Origin of the sequence: Pseudoalteromonas sp. 2CM41L, assembly GCF_023161905.1 — a bacterium.
Taxonomy (GTDB): domain Bacteria; phylum Pseudomonadota; class Gammaproteobacteria; order Enterobacterales; family Alteromonadaceae; genus Pseudoalteromonas; species Pseudoalteromonas atlantica.
In genome coordinates this window covers 14,379-34,585 of sequence record NZ_JALNTN010000006.1, presented here as the reverse complement: position 1 = coordinate 34,585, position 20,207 = coordinate 14,379, and the positions used below count along the sequence as shown (strand labels likewise).

The window sequence follows — 20,207 nt, the reverse complement described above, 5'->3', positions numbered from 1 at the left end:
GATAGGGCGTATTATTTATAATACCCATCCTCAAAATAGATCACTTAATCAAGCAGATTGGTATAAATGATTATTCGGGGGCAGCTTGCTTGGTTTTTCTAAACATAAACTCAAGGGGAATGTGTAGGCGCTTTGCCCATGCGTTTTCGGTGTGATCTTCACCCGGGAAGTACTGGCTTTGCCATAGCTTTGCTGGGTATTGTTGCGCCATAAATAAATCATCAATTTGCGCTTGTAGCTTAGGGTACATGGCATCTAAAGTGCTGTCGCCATAATCAAAATACACTTTTTGGTTACTCAGCTTTTCGATGTTGTTGGCAATGTAATTTTTAAACTCGGCAAATACTTCGTCGTCGTGGCTAAAAATACCTGGCCAGTGGGTCGACATACAAATAGCGCCTGCAAATTCGTTAGGGTAATTAAGTAGTGTGTACCACGATATAAGCCCACCCATGCTAGAGCCACCAATATAGCGGTGCTGCGCGCCTTTATTTACGTTGTAGTTAGACTCTATATAAGGAATAACTTCTTTAACTAAAAAGCGTGAGTAGTTGTCTGAGTACACCTTAGAGGCAAATAATTTGTGGCCTGGGTATTTTTCTAACTGGTATAGGGCGTTTTGCTTTTGTTTGCTCAAGGCCTCAAACGGTTGTTGTGGGTAGTATTCGCTGTGGCGGTTTTCTACGGCGTTTGGAATACCTACCACAATAAATGGGCGTACTTTGCCTTGCTCTATTAATGAGCCGGCTACTTCATCTACGCGCCATTCTTGCTTGTTCCATGTGCTATTGGCATCAAACAGCATGCGGCCATCGTGCATGTAAAGTACATCGTAGGTGGTGTTTTTGTTGTAACCTGGCGGTAGCCATACATTTAAAAAACGGTTTTTTACAAACTGTGATTCTATATTGTCGATCACCTCAATGTGGCCCTTGCTTACTTGCACGGTGGGCGTGTTTGCATAGCAGGTATGCACTACAAATATTGATAAGCTAAACAGTAAAGCAACTAATTTCATGGTGGCACCTTAGCATACAAAAAGTGCACTATCACAAGCTTGCATTGTTAATTCAATGTGAATACGTATGCACTTGCATTTAAGCTACAAATGCACACGCATACAATTTATAAATCGCTGCGCCAGCCCATGCCCGACTCTTCCATAAGGCGCTCGTATACGCCTTCAATATTAAGTGGCAACCATGCTTTGTATTGCTTTAAATCTGAAAATTCAACGAGCTTAACGTTTTGTTTTATTTGCTCTAGGCTTTGCCCTGCAAGCGCGCCTGCGGTTACTTGGCTGTAAAGCTTCTCTATATAACTTAAATAACGTGCAACATCAGCTTTATTACCCATATCGGCATGGCCGCCCACAAAGGTATTAAAGTCGTATTTTAATACCGCTTGGGTTGAATTAATCATACCTTGAATATCGTAGCTCCATAGTTTTTGCCATGGCATTCTGCCAATGACTATCCAATCGACTACAAATAATGTTTTTTGCTTTTCGAACAGCATACTTACCGAGCCTCGGCCATCGTTAGGGCCGTGGTAGTTAAGTTTTAAGGTTGAGCCGCCAAGGCTAAGTATTAGTTCATCATCAAAAGTAAGGTTAGGTATAACCGTTTTTATTTTCGTGTTTTTAATATCTTGCGCGGTAAGTTTGTGCGCAACAAAGGTTGTGTACGGGCTTTTAAATACCTCTGCGCCGTAAATATGGTCGCTGTGATTATGGCTGTATACAACGTATTTAACGGGTACGTTAAAGCGGGTTTTAATTTGCTCCTTTAACCACGTGGCAGCTTTTTTATTAAGTGGGTCGGTAACTATTGCACCTTGTGGGGTGATTAAAAATACCGAGCGGTGTCTGTCGTCAATAAAGCGGTGGAGGCCATCGCCTAAATCTTCAATTTCGTAACTTTGCGCCATAAAACCTGTAAATAGTAGGCTGGTGGCAAGTAGTGTTTGTATTAAGCGAAGCATGCACAATCCTGTTTAATGTTCTAAGGGTCTGTTGACCTTTGCGGATTAAAATTTGTTCAAACTAGGGGCTATTTAATCGCGGCGCGAGGTTTGTAACCTAGTGGGCTAAGTAAAAGCCGAGCAAAGCTTCCGCGTCCTGCTCACGCCCTTTACCTACATCCATGTAGGCAACAAAGAGTAAATAGCCCCTAGGAAGAACCTTTTGGGCAGCGCCTGTTTGGCATTAATGCTACGTTATCGCCTATTTGTGGGGAACAACCACACTATATAGGCTCTGCCTTGCCTAAATACCAAACAGACAGCTGCAAATTTAACCTTAAAAGATCAACAGACCCTAGCATTAAGTAAGAAAGTGCTAATGAGTATAAAATTTCAGTCAAAGTAAAAGCCATTTTATTTTAAATATAAAATGGCTTTGTTAGGTTGGATTTAACGCAGGGTGAGCTGCTGGTTTATTTCTTCAAAAATACCGGCGTCGTCTATGGTTGAAGGAATTTGTAGTTCGTCGCCATCGACCAGTTGACGTAAATTTTTGCGTAGTATTTTACCTGAACGAGTTTTTGGTAAACGCTCTACGCTTACTATCGTTTTAAGGCACGCTATAGCGCCTATTTGGTTGCGTACTGTTTGCACAAGCTCTTGCTCTACATCGGTAGGGGAGCCGGTAAAGTCGTTTTTAAGTACGATCATGGCCATCGGTAATTGGCCTTTTAGTGTATCGGTAACCCCAAACACCGCGCACTCTGCAACGGCTGGGTGGGATGCGACTATTTCTTCCATTTCGCCGGTTGAAAGCCTATGGCCTGCTACGTTTATAACATCGTCTGTGCGGCCCATTATAAATAGGTAACCATCGTCATCTATGTAACCACCATCGCCGGAAAGATAATACCCCGGGTACTGAGTTAAATAACCGGTTTTAAAGCGCGCTGTGTTTTGCCAAATGGTGGGTAAGCAACCTGGCGGCAGCGGCAATTTTATAGCCACCACGCCTTGCTCGTTTGGTGCGCATTGCTCGCCTTGAATATTTAATATTTGCACATCAAACCCAGGGGTTGGCACGGTGGAGCTACCTGGTTTTGTTACTAATTCTTCTATGCCTACGGGGTTACAGGCAATGGCCCAGCCGGTTTCTGTTTGCCACCAGTGATCGAGTATTGGCAGGTTGGTTTTTTCTTTTAGCCAGTTGTACGTTGGCGGGTCGAGCCGCTCGCCAGCTAAAAATAGTCGTTTTAAACTACTGGTGTTGTACTGCTTAAAGCCCTCTGCATTTGGGTCTTCTTTTTTGATGGCTCTAAACGCAGTGGGCGCTGTAAATAATGCATTTACTTGGTACTGCTCTACTACTCGCCAAAATGCACTGGCATCAGGTGTGCGAACTGGTTTGCCTTCAAATAATACTGTTGTACAGCGATAAATTAGCGGGGCATACACTATGTAGGAGTGCCCAACGACCCAGCCTATATCTGAGGCAGCCCAAAACACCTCGCCGGGCTGCATGCCGTAAACGGTTTCCATGCTGTAGTGCATAGCAACACCATGGCCGCCGTTTTCACGTACTACGCCTTTAGGCGTGCCTGTGGTGCCTGAGGTATATAAAATATAAAGAGGATCACGCCCACTTACAGGTACTGGCTCTACTGCAGTGGCTGTTTGCATTGCCTCATCCCAGTTAATATCTCTTGAGGGGATAAGCGTGGCAGCTACTTGTTCGCGCTGGTAAATAACGCAGTGATCTATTTTATGATTGGCAAGATCTATGGCGTGATCAATCAGCGGTTTATATTCTATTACGCTATCTACCTCTACACCGCACGAAGCGCTCAGTATGAGTTTAGGTTTAGCATCGTCTATACGTACGGCGAGTTCATGCGCTGCAAAGCCACCAAATACCACAGAGTGTATAGCGCCTAATCTGGCGCAGGCCAGCATGCCTATTACAGCTTGGGGGATCATGGGCATATAAATAACAACGCGGTCGCCTTTACTAACGCCTAACGATTGCATTACACCGGCAAATTTAGCTACCTCTTGCTGTAACTGGTAGTAGCTATACTTCTGCTGCGTGTTGGTAACGGGGGAGTCGTAAATAAGCGCGGTTTGCTCGCCAAAACCGGCAATAACGTGTTGGTCGAGCGCTAAAAAACTGGTGTTTAGTTGGCCATCATCAAACCAATGGTAAAGGCCGTCAGTGTCTTGTGTGTAGGCGTGTTCAGGATTTTTATACCAAGGTAGGCGCTTTGCTTGCTCAAGCCAAAATTGTGCTGGGTTTTGTTTAAAGCTTTCGTATTGTTGTTTATATGGGCCTAACATAATGGGCTCCTAATACTAAATGTGTGTGAGAGACCTTACAAAAGGTAGGCTTTTTTTTAACCGATAGGTATTCGACTATGGTCGGCTAAAAGTTAAACAACACGTTGGGTTTTAAAATACAAAATTGACAATACAAAGCGTGTGGCTCAGCATGGCGAGCAATTAAAATAAGAGAAAACGCAATATGAGTAACGTAGTAAGAGTAGGGGTTGCGGTTATTATAATGCGCCAAAACACTATTTTATTAGGTGAGCGAATAGGGTCGCATGGTGCAAATACATGGGCAACGCCTGGTGGACATTTAGAATTTGGTGAAAGTGTTGAGCAGTGCGCAATACGCGAGGTATTTGAGGAAACAGGGCTAAATGTGAGTAAAATTACTAAGCTTGATTTTACTAACGATATTTTTAGTGCTGAGAATAAACACTACATTACTTTATACGTAAAAGCCGATTACGAGGGCGGCGAGCCTGTGCTAAACGAGCCAAATAAATGTATGCAGTGGCGCTGGTGCGACATTAATAATTTACCATCGCCACTGTTTACATCACTTAAAAACTACTTAACTACAACAACGCTTACGGTTTAGTTGATGGGCTTAATACTAATTTTTTAAAGCTCACTTGGGCGTAATCACCATTTTGCTTGTCGGTGGCCCAATCGCCAGTGCCTAAACAGCCTGGGTACCAAATGCCTTTAGCGCTTTTGGTGCTACATTGGTTATAAGCACCCGCTTTAAAGTAATGCCAATCGGCAGCATAGCCATTAGGGTGATCTTTTTCATCTACCTTGCCATAGGCATCTACGTTATTGCCTAAGTTAATTGCGTAGTTAACGTCTTTTTTGCCTTGGGCGCTAAAGGTTAAGTACATCATGTTTTTATGCACGTTTACTGTGTAACTAAAGTCTTCGCCAAGCGCTATGCCTGTCGCACCGGGATCGTCCGAGTTTTCCCAGGTATTACCCCACACAGGGTATGTAATGTCGGTTCGGTTAGGATCTTTTTTTGGTAAGTTACGTTCGTAATTCCAAAAAACAGATCCGGTTTTATGGCCAGGCCATTTTTTATAATAAATTTTAAGTGGTTCGTTACCCCAGCCAAAACCCAGTTTAGTATCTATTAAGGCCTGATCTTTACCTGCGTGAATTTGCCCTACCACCACAGAATAAGCGGCTTTTTTATTAGGGTCGTTAGCGCGTAGTGCAACATGATCCACCTTTAGGGTGGCTTCCATTTTTCCGCCTACCGAGCCAAAACGCTCCGATAGCGGGTGTACAGCTAGGGCAAAGTTATTCTTTGAATTTTTAGTTTTTATTTTGGTATTGGTGCCGCGGATCATTTGTCTTAGTTCACTGCGGGTATTGGTTGAATTTGCACTGGTAAGCGCTTTGTTTGGCGAGGTAAATACCATATAACCTTGATCATCAAGGTAGAAAAAATCAGGGTGCGCGTAGGTTTGGATCTCTTCTACGTCTACGGTATCTATTTTTCCATCGTTATTGAGATCTACAGGTACGTTTATTTTCCATTGCGATAAATCAAATTTTGACGCAGGTACTGCGACATTACTATCAACAGGTGTACTTGTGCTGGCACAGCCCATAAATAGCAAAGGGGTAACAGCAGCCAGTGCTGTGAGTTTAAAAGTAGATGTTAGATTTTTCATTGTTGTCTCTGTGTGATGATATTAAAAATGAGCGATATTAACTTCGCTTAACTTTAATCTAACATACCAATTTAAAATATCAACATTACCAATTTTTTGTTTTTGTAGTTTTTATAGTGCCTTTTTGGTTATACCAAAGTGGTTTTTTTGTTGTTGTTGTTTTTTGCGTTTTTTATTTAGGTGTTTGCGCTGCGCTTTTTTTACATGCTTAACTATCCACTTTGTCATAAGAGGCATAAGTTCTGGCGCAAAGTTATGGCCCATCCCAGGGACTACTCTTAGTTTGGCTTTTTTTATAAGGCTTGCCGTTTTTTTGCCTGCACTTACGGGTATTACCACATCGTCGCTGCCGTGAATTACTAAAGTAGGCGTTTTAATTTTACGAATTAAATGTTGCCTGTCTTTACTCGCGGCCATAGCAATAAGCTGGCGTTTGTAGCCACTTGGATTATGCGAGCGCTCTACAATTTGCGTTGCATGATGGCGAAGTGCGTCTTCTGATTGAGGGTAAGCGGGGCTGCCAATAAGTTGGTTAAGTTTAATGTTGTAGTTTATTGCCTCATCACGGCTGGATGTTTTGGGCTTTAATTTGGCAAGCTTTATAAATACGCCAATGCTTTTGGCACTCAGCCTTGGCAGGCTAGAGCTTGACATAATAGTGGTTAAACTTAGCACCTTTTTTTTATGTTGAGCTGCAATTAGTTGAGCAATCATACCGCCCATAGAAGCACCTACAAAATGCGCTTTTTTTATTTTAAGCGCCGCCATAAGCGCTAATACATCGTTTGCCATATCATCAAGTAAATAGGGCGTTTGCGTGCGTATGGGCAGGCGTTTACTTAACCACGATTTAAATAAACTCGGGCTAGGGTGATGCTCTAAATGGGTAGATAGGCCAGTGTCGCGGTTATCAAAACGTATAACTCTAAAGCCTTTTTTTACTAAGGTGTAGTAAAGCGAGTCCGGCCACACGGTCATTTGTGCGCCTAAACCCATAATAAGTATGATTGCGGGGGCTTTTTTATCGCCTTCGTCTTGGTAACTGAGTTTTATACCCTGAGGTGTTTTAATTGTTCGCATAGCCAACTAGCAGTGTTTGCGTTGCTAAAATTATAGACCCTGTTTATTACAACTTGTTGGCAGTAGCCGGAAGCGGTAGTTGCCACTTGGTTAAAATAGCCTGATATTCGCCGTTTTCTTTTAGCGTGTTAAGTGCATGGCTAATAGCGCTTGCGGTGTGTTTATCTACGGTTTTGTTGGCACTAAAATATAATTTTGAAGGGTAGTCGGTTAAATGAATTCGCTTAGTTATTAAATTGGGATTTAGGCCTGAGTGCTTTAGCTCGTTATTTAATGTAAGTGTATTGGTTAGTACAAAGTCGATGCGTTTTTTATAAAGCATTTGCCACAGTTGCTGATAGTAGCTTACAAGAACTAGGTTTTTGTCTTCGGTAAAACCGGCGTTTTTTAAATAGGTGGCACTTGAATAGCCACGTATTGTGGCCACTTGGTAAAATTTTGCGTGATTAAGGTGGGTAACTTCATCAGTACGGTTTTTTAAGCTAACTAAATAAGCATCGGCAAAGTATGATTCACCGAGCCAGGTGTATTGCCTTGCTCTAATGGGGGTTTTTAAAAGAGACAACGCAATTGCATTTGGGTTGTTTTTAAGCATTGTAAAAATACGCGCCATAGGAATTATTTCAAACTTGGCGGATAGCTTTGTGTGCTTAATGGTGGCTTTGGCTAAATCGACTAATGCGCCGTCGGGTTCGTTATTTTCATTTATAAAATGATAAGGTGGGAGATCTTCTGCTACAAAGGTAATGGTCTGTGCGTTGCACATGGCGCTATAAAGCATAAACACACAAATACTTAATACTACACGCACAAATTTAACCCACATTTTTAATTATTATGCGCTCTAGTTTAAAGAGTGTTGATTAAAAGGTATACCATAAATGTTTATTTAATGTGAATAACACTGCGGTTCATTTACGTTTTAAAAATTGTGTGGGTGTGCAATGGTGCCATCGTAAAAAAGCACGATTAAACGAGCTCTGATCTTTAAAGCCTAACAGGTTAGCTAGTTCGCTAAGTGGCAGCGTGCCAATTAACGTGTGGGAGCGGTTTTTTCTTTCTTGTTCGAGCAATTGCGCAAAGGTTACATGTTGTTTTTTTAAATGTCGCTGTAGCGTGCGCGGTGTTACGTTTAGTGCGCTTGCAACTGCAATAAGCTGGCAATTTTGTAATGTTGTTTTTGCAATAAGTAGCTGTTTAACTTTTTCTGTTAAGTACTGCTGACTTTTAAAACGCGATAGCTGCTGTTGTGAAAGCTGCTTAAATGTAGCATTTACAATGGCGTTGTCGGTTTTAAAGGTAAGGTTTAAATAACTGCTCGGAAAATTTATTTGGTTATGCGCTGCGCCGCTTATAACGGGGCATTTAAACCAGGCCTCTAACTGTTGTGTGTGCCTTTTAGGCCAATTATGTATAAAGCTGATACTGCTTGGGCAAAGCGATGCGTTTATTAACTGGCGAATAACGCTTACCCACGCAGTCATGTTTCGTAATACTACTTGTTCATTACAATGAGGATGAGCATGCCAGCGCACCGTAGCGGTGTCTGCAACTTGCAAAAACTGCGCTTTACCAATATCTGCCACTAAGCTGTCGTAATTTAACAGTGCCTTTATAGCGCTACTTAGGGTATCGCTCGATTCTATTAAATAGCCCAATATACCGTAATCTGCGGGGCGAATGTGCATACCTAAAGTAAAACCAAACAGCGGATCGTTTAGCGCTTTTTGGCCATACACAAGCAGCGCATTGTAACTTTGTAAACTAATACGGGGTGCTAATTGCTGACTATGCTGGCGACTAAATTCAGTAAACCCGATTGCCTTAAGAGCCGTATTAGAATCAATACCTTGGGTTTGCAAGTAATCTAAAATGCTCGAAAAGTAATGATCAGCCAGTGTATGCATTTGTCGTCTAAAGCTAAAAAATGGTCGTGTATGAGCAAGCTTGCCATGTTCAATTTTTATATGCTAGTTACATGAGTAATTATCTTCGCTGTAAACAATGATCTTTATATCAATAAAACAAACGCTTAATGCAGATCCTTTGCAAATAATAACCATCTTGTTGGATCATCAGCAGTTAGATCGTTTTTTTAATGCCAAGTTTGAGCTAATAACAACAGCAAATAGCGGTGAGCTAAAAGGCGGTAAAGGCGCTATTAGGCAAGTGAAAATGGCAAATGCCACGTTTAATGAGCGTATAATAATGGCTAACCCCAGCCACATTTGCTACCAAATAGTAGGTAATAAGCCTGTGGCAAACCATCAAGGTGATATTTATTTAGTTGCTAATACAGGGGCTAAAAGTATCACTACCGAGCTTAATTATTGTATACGCTGCAAAGCGCCGTGGTGGCTGCCAAATGCTTTGCTAAAACACCTAATTAGTAAAGATATAACCCATGCATTAAATAAACTGCAGCATTACTTTATGGCGGGCAAAGTATGAACTCAGAAATTATTTTACTTGCCCTAAGCCCTGTGTTTTTAGTGTTTGTATGCTTTGAATTTGTAAAATTTAAGCGCTATTACAATATAAAAGACAGCCTAGCAAACACCGTTTTAGCCTTGTTGCACCAAGGCGCAGATGCAATGGCACTGCTGCTACTTATGCCATTTTTTTACATGCTTTACGAGTACCGCTTATTTGATATAAAGCTAAGTGTATTAAGCGTTGCTTTTGCATTTTTACTGCAAGATTTTTTGTACTATTGGTTTCATCGTGCGTCGCATCATATTCATTGGTTGTGGGCTGCGCATGTGGTGCACCACAGCTCCACTAAAATGAATTTTACCACTGCGTTTAGGCAAAGCATAATGTACCCAGTAGCCGGCATGTGGGTATTTTGGCTACCTATGATACTACTAGGCTTTGACCCTTTAACCGTATTTAGCGTAGTGGCACTTAATTTGGCATATCAATTTTTTGTGCACACGCAAATAGTGGCTAAGTTAGGTTGGTTTGAAAGCGTATTTAATACGCCATCGCACCACAGGGTTCATCATGCAATTAATAAACGCTACCTTGATAAAAATTTTGCCGGAGTGCTTATTATTTGGGATAAGTTATTTGGCACCTTTGTAGAAGAAGACAAAAATCAGCCCTGTAAATACGGCATAGTAGGGCAGCTAAATAGCAATAACCCACTAATAATAACGTTTCATCAGTGGGCTCATTTATTAAAAAGTACCTATACGGCGAAAGGATTAAAAGCTAAATGCAAAGTGCTATTTGGCTACCCAACCAGTAGCGTTAAAGTTAAAAACGAGTGATTTAGCCAAGTGGCTTTTTACTTCTTGGCGCTCCGAGTAAAATAAACATGTGGCAAATACAAATAGATAAAAACGCACTCACACCTAAGGCACCGCCATAACCATCAAGCTTTGGTACTAGGTATTCAAATAAAAACGAAAATAAAATAGATGAGCTGGCAACGGTATAAATACCAAATCGGTGTGGGGCGCTCATGCCTATAAATGTGCCGCCAAAAAACACGACTGAGTATAAGTCGGGGTTTAGGTTTAAAGCACTTAATAGTAAATAAGCAATAATAGAAAGCGAGGCCGATGCGCGTATGCCGTCAAAACGATTATGTTTGGCTAAGTAAAACGTTAAAAACGCACCTAATAAGGCTATAAATGGGTATTCTAAATTCATAAAACCATTCCTTTGGCCAACATAAATAAAGCCACGCTTGCAAAGGCAACACTGCCAAGCTTACCGCCAAATCCGGTAAACATATTTATGGTAAGCACATATAAACTGGCGCCAATAACAGAAATTATGGCTATTTCCCAATAACTTGTAATTAAGTGTGTAGAGCACATACCGGCAAAACTACCTGCGTAAATAGCCGCATAGGGATGGTTTTTAAACCGAGCAGGAAAAGGAATAAACGAGCCAATTAGCCCTGTAAGTGCCGCCGAAATAACTAAAGGCAATGCAAAAGTTGTGTGCATGGCAAAGCAGGCTACAAAGCCTAAAAAGAAGGTTATAAACTTTAAAAATAAGAATTTAATCATAGCAGCGCATTTTAAACTAATCCTTTTACGCTTTCTAACTATCTCTAATAAATAAAATGTGGGTGTTAGCGTTAAATGTTATTAAGGCTACTTTTTAAGCTGGATTGGTATTAACTATGCTTATTTGTGGCTGTTAATGTTTCATAAATTATATTTTATGTATAATAGAGGTTATTAATATACAAATTTAAAAGATTAAAGGTAATTTATGTCTAACTGTTTGCACTTGGCTATACCCGCTGGCGATTTAAAAGTAGCGAAAACGTTTTACTGTGATGTGCTTGGCTGTAAAACAGGGAACAGCGAAGAAGGGCGCTGGGTAGACATAGACTTTTGGGGGAATGAACTCACATTACACCAAAGCGAAGAGCGCTTACCCACTGTTCGCCACGATGTAGATATGGGCGCAGTGGCGGTACCGCATTTTGGTATTCATTTATCTGAAGATGAATTTAACGGTTTAAAAAAACGTATAGAAGATGCGGGGCTTGAATACCTAGATAAACCGTATCGCCGTTTTGTTGGTGATGAGTTTGAACAAGAAACCTTTTTTATTGAAGATCCAAACGGCAACGTGCTTGAAATGAAAACCATGGTAAACCCTGAGGTTTTATTTAAAAAAGCGTAAGCAATATTTATTAAAGAATAGGCCACTTTTGTAGTGGCCTTTTTTGTACCTATAGATGAAAATAATTACACCGTATGAGTGATATTTATTCACTCTACACTACGGAATTTTAAACGTAGACTAACGCGCAACTCTCATACTTTATAGTTATTTATGTTGCTGTTAAAACTCACCATTGCGCCATTACTTTTATTATTTATTCACTTTGCTCAAAAACGCTTTGGCAGTTTTGTGAGCGGTATTATTCCGGGCTTGCCTATTACATCGGGCCCTATTTCGTATTTTATTGCGCTTGAGCAAGGTAAGTTATTTGCCAGTAACTCGGCTGTGGCGTCGTTGTATGGCATGAGCGGTATAGGCTTATTTTGTTTTTGTTATGCTGCCATGCTTGCAAAATATGGGGTGGTTAAAGCGCTGTTTGCGGCATTAACACTATGGTGCGCTTTTAGTGCATTTACCTTGTTATTGCCGGTTAATATTGCCTTTGCATCGGTGCTCTCGCTTAGTACTTTATTGGTGCTTGCGCTGGCATCGAGTAAGTTAAAATTTGCGCCCGATGCCAAACCTTTTACCGCTGCGTGGGAGCTGCCGCTAAAAATGTTATTGGTCAGCTGCTTTATTATGTTAGTTACGTTTATATCGGCAAAAATAGGGTCAATGTGGAGCGGGTTACTTTCTACTTTTCCGGTAATTTTGGCGGTTATGGGCAGTATTGCGCATGCAAGTGATAAAAAATACTCGGCGTATAAGGTGCTTAACGGCGGCATTATTGGCTCGTTAGGGGGCTGTGTGTTTTTTGCTGTGATTGCGCTCGCGCTTAAGTTTGAATTTGTGATTTGGCAGGTATATGCAGCGGCTGCAGTGTGCTCAACTTTATTTACCATTATTATGAGCCACTATGTAAACCGTAAACAATTTTCCAAGCCGGCTACGGTTTAATAGCAATAAGCAGTATTGCTTAAATTTAGCCATCTACTAACGTGAGCGGTTTAACCTTTCGTTGTATTTTTTCGTGGTACATGGCGGTGTCGCCCGCTTTTAAAATTTCATCAATAGAGTGGGGCGGTTCACTAAATACGGTAGTACCCATACTCGCTTTAATGGCTATAGGGTCGTTGTTGTGATTTATTGTGAGCCTATTTAAGGCGGTTTTTAAATGATGAGTTTTAGGATTTACCTGCGCATTAGTATAAAAATGTGCAAGCACTACAAATTCATCACCGCCTAAGCGCCCTACAGCATCGCTGCTGCGAACACTGCTTTTTAAGCAACGGGCAACGTTGCATAAAGCGTCATCGCCTACAGCATGGCCGTAGCTGTCGTTTATTTGTTTAAAGTCGTCTAAATCTATATACATCAAGCATAATACGCCGCCTTTTTTGGCGTGCATATTGATAAGCGCGGATGATTTTTTAGCCCAGCCCCTGCGGTTTAAAATACCACAAAGGGGGTCGTAGTCTGCTTCGGTTTCGGCGCGCTTTTGTGCAATTCGCATTCGGCTTATACGCCTTGAAACCGCAACAGCTAATAAAAATGATTCAACCGCAAACGCTAACACAAACCCATAACGCTGCATAAACGGGCTTTGGTTAATAAGCAGCACCCTAAAAATCATACTTACTAATACAAAGCTAAGCGCTACAAATACGAGTGTTGCCTCGCGTACACCTTTGAGGGCTTGCATTGCTGCTAAAGTAAAAATAACAGCCACAATAAACAGCGAAGAATAAGCCATTATATGCCCTGCTATTGTCCAAAATAACAGGTCGGTAACGAGCATTTTAAGTACCGCGCATAGCATTACAGTACAGGCCAATGTTTTGAGCAGCTTAGTTAATTTAGGCCAGCGTTTATTAGTCTCGAGTAACGCAAGCATAAACCACGTGGCACTTAGTACGGTTAAGCCAATGCTAAGTAGGTATAAGTTAAAAATAACGCCAGATACATGCTGCGTTACAAATAAATACAGTTGCCCTTCTTGGAGTAAAATAAAGCTGCCAATACAAAAAATGTAAATGCTGTAGAGCTTAAATACACTTTCGTTAAGTCTATGTCCCATTATTAATACATAAAAAATAAGTGTAATGCACAACCCATAAAATGAGCCCATAATCAGCGAATGTTGCTGTGCTTTTTTAAAATAAATATGAGTTGGCTGCCATTTAAACCGCGGTGTGTAATTAAGCTTTGATTCTAATGTTATTGTGGCTGTAAAAGCCCCCGAGTCCATTAAGTAGGCTACTTGCCCTGCTTTTAAGGGCGCTTTTATAGTGTTGTTTTGCTGCCAAGTAAAGCTATCTAACCCCGGGCGTAAAAAGCTTAGTACGCCACCATTTTTAACAGAGCAACTTATTTGATATTGATTAACACCGCGTTGAGCAGTGAGTTCAGAAGGAGTATTTACCTTTAGCACTGAGGCAGGCGTGGGTGAGTTTAAGTGCTTTATTTTACATGTATCGGCAGCATGAGAATCAAAAGTAATAAATAACGTGAGCAAAGTAATGAAAACAAAAAAGAGCGCCCCCTTATTTTTAGGTGGGAAAAACGTCAATCTATTACCTTTATAGCTCATAAGCGGATCCAATTTTTACTACTTTTTTTATACTAGCAGAGCCGGACTATTTAGCTATTAGTTTACTGTTTAATAACGCTTAAAAGTGCGCTAGTAAACTAGCTCCTGAGGTGTTTATGCCCGCAAGTACAAAATAGGCGCAACTTAGTTAAGTAATTAAAAACACCATGTTGATAATTTGGCAATAATATTCGTATTAATTGTTTTAAATGATGATAGTAAACTGTACTCATTGGTTACTAGCCTTATTAACAATAAAACTGGATCACACTATGAAATACTTACACTCATTATTAAGCTCTAACGCAGGCATGGCAGCACTTATTTTACGTGTACCCGTTGGTTTAATTTTAGCAGCGCACGGCGCACAAAAATTATTTGCTTGGTTTGGCGGCTACGGCCTTGAAGGCACAGGGCAGTGGATGGCAAGCATTGGCCTTGAGCCTGGCTATTGGCTTGCAATGATGGCAGGCAGCGCTGAATTTTTTGGCGGCATTGCCTTAGCCATTGGTTTATTAACGCGCCCAGCAGCTGTAGTTACGGCGTTTACTATGCTGATTGCGATATTTAGCGTGCACATTAGTCATGGTTTATTTGTAGCAAACAACGGCTATGAGTTCGCACTTACCTTGTTAGTTGCAACGGGTGCACTGGCTATACAAGGGGCAGGTAGCTTATCGGTTGATAACGTAATTGCTAAAAAGTTAGCGAATAAATCGCTGCCTCAGTAGTAATAAATAACAATTCGGTGTTAAAAAAATAGCGGCTAAATTAGCCGCTATTTTTGTATGGATTAAGCGCTGTTTTATTTAGCACTAAATTTTAAAGAGTAGTTGTATTGCTTTTGCTCTAGTAAATACTCTTTATGGGTACTTGGGCTCCACGAGTCATCGCCGCCAACCCCCATATGTTGATGGTCAATATGTACATGTAAGCAATCATCAGCGACTAGCTCATTAGTGTGTTTTGCTTGCGTTAACATGCTTTGTGAGTACTCGCTGGCGGCAAATAAAAACGCACCAGTCACGTTTAAGTTATTAATGCTTAGTAACTGGCAATCACTACGTACGCCATTATCGGTTGGGAATATATACGGTGTATGTAGCTCATTATATTGTGCGCTGTAATACCCTAAGCGCGCAGCCGCTTTACGATCTGGGTAGTTTTCAAATGGGCCTAAACCAAGCCAATTTACTTGTGTATCGCTTGGTTTATTAAGCGTTGTGCTTAACCCTATGCGTGGCATGGGTGGGAGAGTATCGTTTAGTTGTACATCAACATTTAAGCTAATTTCACCGGTATTATTAAGTGTATAAAGCCAAGTTGTTTTTGCTTGTACTGCGCCATCAAATTCATAACTAAATACACAGGTAATACGTATATCTAAGGTTGATTGCACTACTTCAAACGAGCGACATGTACGCTGCCACTGCCCAATACCCGCTCTTAACCAGCGTGCTTCCCATGCGTTAGGGTCTAGGTTGTCTACTTCGCTTACGCCTATGTCGTTATCAAGCGGGGCGCGGTAAAAATTATCAACCAATGGGCTTTTAATAACTTGGGTTTGATTGTGCAGCCATTGCTCAATAAGGCCTGATTGGCTATTAAACACAAGTTTAAAGGTATCGCCTTCAATGCTTAGCTGTGTGTTGGTTTCGCTAATATTTAGTGCGCCGGGCGTTGAGGCGTTTGTTAACGCAGGCGAAAATGCATCAGCGCTTAAACTTTGGCTATTTATAAGCTTAAATTGCTCGGTGTTTAATACATGCTCGGCACTTGCAAAGCTTGAGTCGTTAATCAGTGCAACATCTAAATTAAGGTGATATTGCGCACCTGCTTTAAACACCGTTTTTGAATTAATAGTTAGCGTTTTCGTACTTTGCGGAGCAATATTAATAACTTGCTCGCCTTGCTCTACACATTGGCCATTTTCTATTAACTGCCAAACCAGTTTTTCGTTATCGGTTGCTCTAAATACATAATCGCTAAATACATCAACGGTGTATTGGTTTTGAGTTTGCTTTTGCAGCGTAAATTGTAAATGTTGCTGGCTGTATTTAGCTTCAAACAGGCTTGGGTGCGGTGTACGGTCTGGAAATAATAAGCCGTTTATACAAAATTGGCGGTCGTTTAGCTCATCACCAAAGTCGCCACCGTAAGCCCAGTAATGCTTGCCGTTTTTATCTGTTTTAGATAAACCTTGGTCTACCCAATCCCAAATAAAGCCGCCTTGCAAACGCGGATATTCTCTAAATGCTTGCCAGTAATCGTCAAAGCTACCTAGGCTGTTACCCATTGCATGGGCGTATTCACATAAAATAAGTGGACGCGTTTCACCCGGTAGGCTTAACCACTTTTTAATAGAGTATTTAGGTACGGCGTCGTCGGCAACATGGGTATCTACACGGGCATACATAGGGCAAATAATATCGGTTGCGGTGGTATTTGCGCCGCCACCTTCGTATTGCACTGGGCGCGATGGGTCAAAGCTTTTAGACCAGCCGTACATCGCATCGTGGTTGGCACCGTGCCCGCATTCGTTACCCAGTGACCAAATAATAATAGAGGGGTGGTTTTTATCGCGCTCAACCATTTGCGTATAGCGCGACATAAATGCGCCAGCCCACTGCGGATCGCTTGCAAGCCTACCCATAGGAAACATACCGTGAGTTTCTATATTGGCTTCGTCTACTACGTATAAACCTAGCTCGTCACACAACTCGTAAAAACGAGGGTGGTTAGGGTAGTGAGCGGTACGTACAGCATTAAAGTTATTTTGCTTCATCAGCTTAATATCTTCAATCATGTCGGCAGTACTCACCGTGTGGCCGTTTTCGGGGTGGTGTTCGTGGCGGTTAACACCGCGAATAAGTAGCGGTTTGCCGTTTAAGCAAAGCTGCCCGTTAAGCATTTCTACTTTTCTAAAGCCAATGTTGTAGGCTTCTACATCTACAGTGTTGCCTTGCTCATCTAACAGGCTTACAACACAGCGGTATAAGGTCGGGGTTTCAGCGGTCCACTTTTTAGGGTTTTGTATATCAATTGTTTGAAAAACCACATCGCTCCAACCGCCTTTTTCATCAACGCGTTTATTGTTAGTGCTTTGTATGTGTGGCTCACACAGTGCTTGTTCACCATCAAAAACCTGTACGGCTACCTGGTAGTTATTTGGCGCATCTATTGCGGTTTTTATATGTAGCGCTGCATCGCGGTAGCATGCGTCTAAATCGGGGGTTATAAATACATCGCGTATTTGGTGTTGTGGTTTAGTAAGTAAATTAACATCGCGGAATATACCGCTTAGCCACCACATGTCTTGATCTTCTAGGTAACTGCCATCGCTCCAGCGAATAACCATAACCGCAATCCGATTAGTACCTGCAACTAACAGCTCGCTTAAATCAAATTCGCTTGGTAAGCGGCTATCTTGCGAGTAGCCCACCCATTGACCGTTACACCAAAGGTGAAACGCCGAGTTTACGCCTTCAAAAATAATATGGTTTCGCTGAGCTAATTGCTCCGCCGTAATAGTAAACTCAGTGCGGTAGCAACCTGTTGGGTTATCGCTTGGTACAAATGGCGGGTTTACTGCAAAGGGGTATTTAACATTACAGTAAATAGGTTTATCAAAGCCGTGTAGTTGCCAGTTAGAAGGCACTGGAATACTTTGCCAGTCGCTGGCGAGTGCCTCACTTAGTAATGATTCATCAACCGCTTCGGGCTTATCAAATAATTTAAAATCCCACTGGCCGTTTAAACTTTGTTTTTGTGATTGCGTGTTTGTACGGGCATGGTCAACGCTTTTAAAACCATTAAGTGGGCTGTGCGCTTTTACTTGATTAACTTGCACCGAAATTGGGTTTTCCCAATCGCGGCGGTTAATTATGTGCTGTAGTGAGTTCATTCGTGTCCTATTGCATGTGTGGCAATTATAGTGGCTTAAATATAGCTAAAATAATGCGTTGCGGTTATGCTTAAAGCTCTCTTTTATTTATCCAAAACTATCATTTTAAATTATGCACAACACCATTGTAGATGTACTCGATATTGGCCCAGAGTGTACAGAGCGGTTTATTGATTTAAACACGCTTTCGCAAATGCCAAGCCTTGAAATAGAGCTGGCAGGTTGCTCAAATTTATTGGGTGATTATTGTGTTGCACGTACTAACCCGCTTGAACACACTCTGTTTTATACCTTGGCTGGCCAGGGCACGCTAAAAACCATTAATAACCAATATACACTTGCCGAAAATAGCTTAGCTATATTGCCTGCAAGGCAAAGTTTTGAGGTTAAAATAGCGAGCGAAAAATGGGATGTGATTTGGCTAAACCTTGCAAATACTAAGCGCTGGCAACATTTAAACTTAGCGCAGGCTAAAGTATTAACTAATCAGCAGTTAGCGCCATTACATTTAGCGATGGAGCTTTTATACAGCGAGGCAAACGCTACTTTGCGCGAAGGCGTAATGCCTATTTTAAGCCACTATTTAAACACTACGCTTCAAAGCGAGCCGCAAATAGGCTCACACAACAGATTAACCAGCTTGTTTTTAGAAGTAGAAGAGCGCCTGCAGTTTGATTGGACAATAGAGGCTATGTGCGAACAAGTACATTACTCAGCACCGCATTTACATAGGTTATGCCAAGCGCAATTTGGTAAAAGCCCAATGCAGCAGCTTATTTACTTACGTATTAAACGGGCTAAAAACTTGCTACTAAATACCCGCTGGCCGGTTGCCCATATTGCCGCTTATGTGGGGTACCCTAATATATTTAATTTTTCAAAACGGTTTAAAAAATCAGTGGGCGTGTCACCCACTGAGTTTAGAAAAATGAGCGTTTAAAAAATAGCTTGGTATAAAAAGCCTGCACCAATAGCCATAGTAATAATGACAAACAAAAAAGCGGCTATCATTTGGTTTTTAAAAATTGATTTAAGCAAAATAACTTCTGTTAAGCTTGCGCCCGCGCTGCCAATTATTAATGCCATTACCGAGCCAAGCGCCATGCCTTTTTTGACCAATGCGGCACTTAGCGGAATAACGGCTTCGGCTCTAATATAAAGTGGAATACCAATAATGGCTGCAATAGGAATGGCATACCACATACCATCGCCCGCATATTTAGCAATTAGCTCGGTAGGAATAAAGCCATAAATAAACGAGCCTATTGCTACCCCTAGCATTAAGTACGGAAACACCTGTTTAAAGTCTTTAAAGGTTGCATGCCACACTTTTACCCAGCGATTAGGCTGCGCTTTTTTAGTAGGCTCTATTGCTTTAGGTTCGCCGCAGCTTGTGGTTGCACAGCTTGGTTCAACTTCTTTAGGCTCACTACAGCTTGGTTTTGCGCAGCTACTAGTAGATTCTGTGCTGTAAGCTTCTGGTTTTACATACCTTTCAAAGCCTAGCTTTTCAAGGGTATAGCCTGCTACAACCGACACCACCATAGCCACTAAAAAGTAAAATAAAGCGACCTGCCAGCCAAAGGTAATTACAAATAACCCAATGATCACCGGGTTAAGTAGCGGGCTGCCAAATAAAAATACCATCATAGGGCCAAAGCCCGCTCTCGCTCTTAATAATCCTTTTAAAAACGGAATGGTTGAGCACGAACAAAATGGTGTAATAGCCCCCAATAAAGCAGCAACAATGTAGCCCTTACCGTTTTTTGAACTTAAAATAGATTGAATTTTTTCGGGTGTTATAAATAGCTGTAAAACACCCACTAAATAACTAATAACAATAAATAAAATAGTTAACTCTGTAGCTAAAAAGGCAAACATGCCTAACGCCTCTTTTGCCATTGCTAGCATTTCATTACTCATAACGCACTCCAAAGTACACAAGGTATAACTTACGTTAAGTAAGTTATATTTCGAATTTTATGGAAGTATATTGATGGGCAATAATATCGTCAATACTTTATTTCTAGATATA

At 41.3% G+C, this 20,207-nt stretch carries 19 protein-coding genes; 7 read left to right on the top strand and 12 right to left on the bottom strand.

From position 1 onward, the window contains the following. Window positions 1-70: 70 nt before the first annotated feature. From MTF64_RS09530 to MTF64_RS09520, 3 genes are all read right to left on the bottom strand, one after another. The gene (locus MTF64_RS09530) at window positions 71-1,018 is read right to left on the bottom strand and encodes an alpha/beta fold hydrolase (protein WP_248451227.1); all 948 of its coding nucleotides are present in this window, start codon (window positions 1,016-1,018) and stop codon (window positions 71-73) included. A 107-nt stretch (window positions 1,019-1,125) separates the two neighbouring features. Next, complete coding sequence (locus MTF64_RS09525; RefSeq protein WP_248451226.1) at window positions 1,126-1,983, bottom strand: MBL fold metallo-hydrolase; 858 nt, start codon at window positions 1,981-1,983, stop codon at window positions 1,126-1,128. Between the two features lie 429 nt (window positions 1,984-2,412). Beyond that, entirely contained in the window at window positions 2,413-4,296 is a 1,884-nt protein-coding gene (locus MTF64_RS09520) for an AMP-binding protein (RefSeq protein ID WP_248451225.1), read from the bottom strand. A 184-nt stretch (window positions 4,297-4,480) separates the two neighbouring features. Here MTF64_RS09520 and MTF64_RS09515 point away from each other — a divergent pair, with 184 nt between their 5' ends. Next, window positions 4,481-4,885, top strand: coding sequence for an NUDIX hydrolase (locus MTF64_RS09515; RefSeq protein WP_024033224.1), 405 nt, complete (start codon window positions 4,481-4,483; stop codon window positions 4,883-4,885). On the opposite strand, the gene MTF64_RS09510 is transcribed toward MTF64_RS09515, so the two are convergent. The 4 genes from MTF64_RS09510 to MTF64_RS09495 all read right to left on the bottom strand — a co-directional run bounded on the left by MTF64_RS09510 (window position 4,875) and on the right by MTF64_RS09495 (window position 8,950). Then, a complete protein-coding gene (locus tag MTF64_RS09510; protein WP_055252782.1) occupies window positions 4,875-5,963 on the bottom strand; it encodes a polysaccharide lyase family 7 protein in 1,089 nt (362 codons plus the stop codon). The genes MTF64_RS09515 and MTF64_RS09510 overlap by 11 nt on opposite strands. Before the next feature lie 111 nt (window positions 5,964-6,074). After that, window positions 6,075-7,043, bottom strand: a complete 969-nt coding sequence (locus MTF64_RS09505) for an alpha/beta hydrolase (RefSeq protein WP_248443847.1) — start codon at window positions 7,041-7,043, stop codon at window positions 6,075-6,077. A 46-nt stretch (window positions 7,044-7,089) separates the two neighbouring features. Beyond that, window positions 7,090-7,869: a transporter substrate-binding domain-containing protein gene (locus MTF64_RS09500; RefSeq protein ID WP_154945565.1), complete on the bottom strand. Its 780-nt coding sequence runs from the start codon at window positions 7,867-7,869 to the stop codon at window positions 7,090-7,092. Between the two features lie 85 nt (window positions 7,870-7,954). Then, window positions 7,955-8,950, bottom strand: a complete 996-nt coding sequence (locus MTF64_RS09495) for an AraC family transcriptional regulator (RefSeq protein ID WP_248451224.1) — start codon at window positions 8,948-8,950, stop codon at window positions 7,955-7,957. Window positions 8,951-9,047: 97 nt separating this feature from the next. Here MTF64_RS09495 and MTF64_RS09490 point away from each other — a divergent pair, with 97 nt between their 5' ends. Then, on the top strand, window positions 9,048-9,494 hold the full coding sequence (locus MTF64_RS09490) for an SRPBCC family protein (RefSeq protein WP_248451223.1): 447 nt from the start codon (window positions 9,048-9,050) through the stop codon (window positions 9,492-9,494). Next, entirely contained in the window at window positions 9,491-10,318 is an 828-nt protein-coding gene (locus MTF64_RS09485; RefSeq protein WP_055252786.1) for a sterol desaturase family protein, read from the top strand. The genes MTF64_RS09490 and MTF64_RS09485 overlap by 4 nt, the downstream gene beginning before the upstream one ends. A 1-nt stretch (window position 10,319) precedes the next feature. On the opposite strand, the gene MTF64_RS09480 is transcribed toward MTF64_RS09485, so the two are convergent. Together MTF64_RS09480 and MTF64_RS09475 are read right to left on the bottom strand one after the other, a co-directional pair. Next, complete coding sequence (locus MTF64_RS09480; protein ID WP_004586056.1) at window positions 10,320-10,703, bottom strand: hypothetical protein; 384 nt, start codon at window positions 10,701-10,703, stop codon at window positions 10,320-10,322. Beyond that, on the bottom strand, window positions 10,700-11,005 hold the full coding sequence (locus MTF64_RS09475) for a hypothetical protein (RefSeq protein WP_036963831.1): 306 nt from the start codon (window positions 11,003-11,005) through the stop codon (window positions 10,700-10,702). The genes MTF64_RS09480 and MTF64_RS09475 overlap by 4 nt, the downstream gene beginning before the upstream one ends. 271 nt (window positions 11,006-11,276) lie before the next feature. On the opposite strand from MTF64_RS09475, the gene MTF64_RS09470 reads away from it, so the two are divergent. After that, window positions 11,277-11,696, top strand: coding sequence for a VOC family protein (locus MTF64_RS09470; protein WP_024033213.1), 420 nt, complete (start codon window positions 11,277-11,279; stop codon window positions 11,694-11,696). Between the two features lie 153 nt (window positions 11,697-11,849). Further along, window positions 11,850-12,635 (top strand): hypothetical protein, encoded by a 786-nt coding sequence (locus tag MTF64_RS09465; protein WP_248451222.1) that lies wholly within the window; start codon window positions 11,850-11,852, stop codon window positions 12,633-12,635. Between the two features lie 25 nt (window positions 12,636-12,660). On the opposite strand, the gene MTF64_RS09460 is transcribed toward MTF64_RS09465, so the two are convergent. Beyond that, complete coding sequence (locus tag MTF64_RS09460) at window positions 12,661-14,247, bottom strand: diguanylate cyclase (protein ID WP_248451221.1); 1,587 nt, start codon at window positions 14,245-14,247, stop codon at window positions 12,661-12,663. A gap of 293 nt (window positions 14,248-14,540) precedes the next feature. Here MTF64_RS09460 and MTF64_RS09455 point away from each other — a divergent pair, with 293 nt between their 5' ends. Continuing rightward, on the top strand, window positions 14,541-14,999 hold the full coding sequence (locus MTF64_RS09455) for a DoxX family protein (protein WP_248451220.1): 459 nt from the start codon (window positions 14,541-14,543) through the stop codon (window positions 14,997-14,999). Between the two features lie 74 nt (window positions 15,000-15,073). On the opposite strand, the gene MTF64_RS09450 is transcribed toward MTF64_RS09455, so the two are convergent. Beyond that, on the bottom strand, window positions 15,074-18,172 hold the full coding sequence (locus tag MTF64_RS09450) for a beta-galactosidase (RefSeq protein WP_248451219.1): 3,099 nt from the start codon (window positions 18,170-18,172) through the stop codon (window positions 15,074-15,076). A 112-nt stretch (window positions 18,173-18,284) separates the two neighbouring features. On the opposite strand from MTF64_RS09450, the gene MTF64_RS09445 reads away from it, so the two are divergent. Beyond that, window positions 18,285-19,112, top strand: coding sequence for an AraC family transcriptional regulator (locus tag MTF64_RS09445; protein WP_248451218.1), 828 nt, complete (start codon window positions 18,285-18,287; stop codon window positions 19,110-19,112). Here MTF64_RS09445 and MTF64_RS09440 read toward each other — a convergent pair. After that, window positions 19,109-20,095 (bottom strand): permease, encoded by a 987-nt coding sequence (locus MTF64_RS09440; RefSeq protein WP_248451217.1) that lies wholly within the window; start codon window positions 20,093-20,095, stop codon window positions 19,109-19,111. The two genes, MTF64_RS09445 and MTF64_RS09440, sit on opposite strands and share 4 nt — an antisense overlap. Window positions 20,096-20,207 lie beyond the last annotated feature (112 nt).

Bases quoted from the DNA above. Each gene is read 5' to 3' on its own strand.
- MTF64_RS09475 (WP_036963831.1), bottom strand. From the start codon at position 11,005: ATGCACACAACTTTTGCATTGCCTTTAGTTATTTCGGCGGCACTTACA.
- MTF64_RS09525 (WP_248451226.1), bottom strand. From the start codon at position 1,983: ATGCTTCGCTTAATACAAACACTACTTGCCACCAGCCTACTATTTACA.
- MTF64_RS09470 (WP_024033213.1), top strand. From the start codon at position 11,277: ATGTCTAACTGTTTGCACTTGGCTATACCCGCTGGCGATTTAAAAGTA.
- MTF64_RS09485 (WP_055252786.1), top strand. From the start codon at position 9,491: ATGAACTCAGAAATTATTTTACTTGCCCTAAGCCCTGTGTTTTTAGTG.
- MTF64_RS09455 (WP_248451220.1), top strand. From the start codon at position 14,541: ATGAAATACTTACACTCATTATTAAGCTCTAACGCAGGCATGGCAGCA.
- MTF64_RS09495 (WP_248451224.1), bottom strand. From the start codon at position 8,950: ATGCATACACTGGCTGATCATTACTTTTCGAGCATTTTAGATTACTTG.
- MTF64_RS09465 (WP_248451222.1), top strand. From the start codon at position 11,850: ATGTTGCTGTTAAAACTCACCATTGCGCCATTACTTTTATTATTTATT.
- MTF64_RS09440 (WP_248451217.1), bottom strand. From the start codon at position 20,095: ATGAGTAATGAAATGCTAGCAATGGCAAAAGAGGCGTTAGGCATGTTT.
- MTF64_RS09515 (WP_024033224.1), top strand. From the start codon at position 4,481: ATGAGTAACGTAGTAAGAGTAGGGGTTGCGGTTATTATAATGCGCCAA.
- MTF64_RS09510 (WP_055252782.1), bottom strand. From the start codon at position 5,963: ATGAAAAATCTAACATCTACTTTTAAACTCACAGCACTGGCTGCTGTT.
- MTF64_RS09500 (WP_154945565.1), bottom strand. From the start codon at position 7,869: ATGTGGGTTAAATTTGTGCGTGTAGTATTAAGTATTTGTGTGTTTATG.
- MTF64_RS09480 (WP_004586056.1), bottom strand. From the start codon at position 10,703: ATGAATTTAGAATACCCATTTATAGCCTTATTAGGTGCGTTTTTAACG.
- MTF64_RS09520 (WP_248451225.1), bottom strand. From the start codon at position 4,296: ATGTTAGGCCCATATAAACAACAATACGAAAGCTTTAAACAAAACCCA.
- MTF64_RS09505 (WP_248443847.1), bottom strand. From the start codon at position 7,043: ATGCGAACAATTAAAACACCTCAGGGTATAAAACTCAGTTACCAAGAC.
- MTF64_RS09530 (WP_248451227.1), bottom strand. From the start codon at position 1,018: ATGAAATTAGTTGCTTTACTGTTTAGCTTATCAATATTTGTAGTGCAT.
- MTF64_RS09445 (WP_248451218.1), top strand. From the start codon at position 18,285: ATGCACAACACCATTGTAGATGTACTCGATATTGGCCCAGAGTGTACA.
- MTF64_RS09450 (WP_248451219.1), bottom strand. From the start codon at position 18,172: ATGAACTCACTACAGCACATAATTAACCGCCGCGATTGGGAAAACCCA.
- MTF64_RS09490 (WP_248451223.1), top strand. From the start codon at position 9,048: ATGATCTTTATATCAATAAAACAAACGCTTAATGCAGATCCTTTGCAA.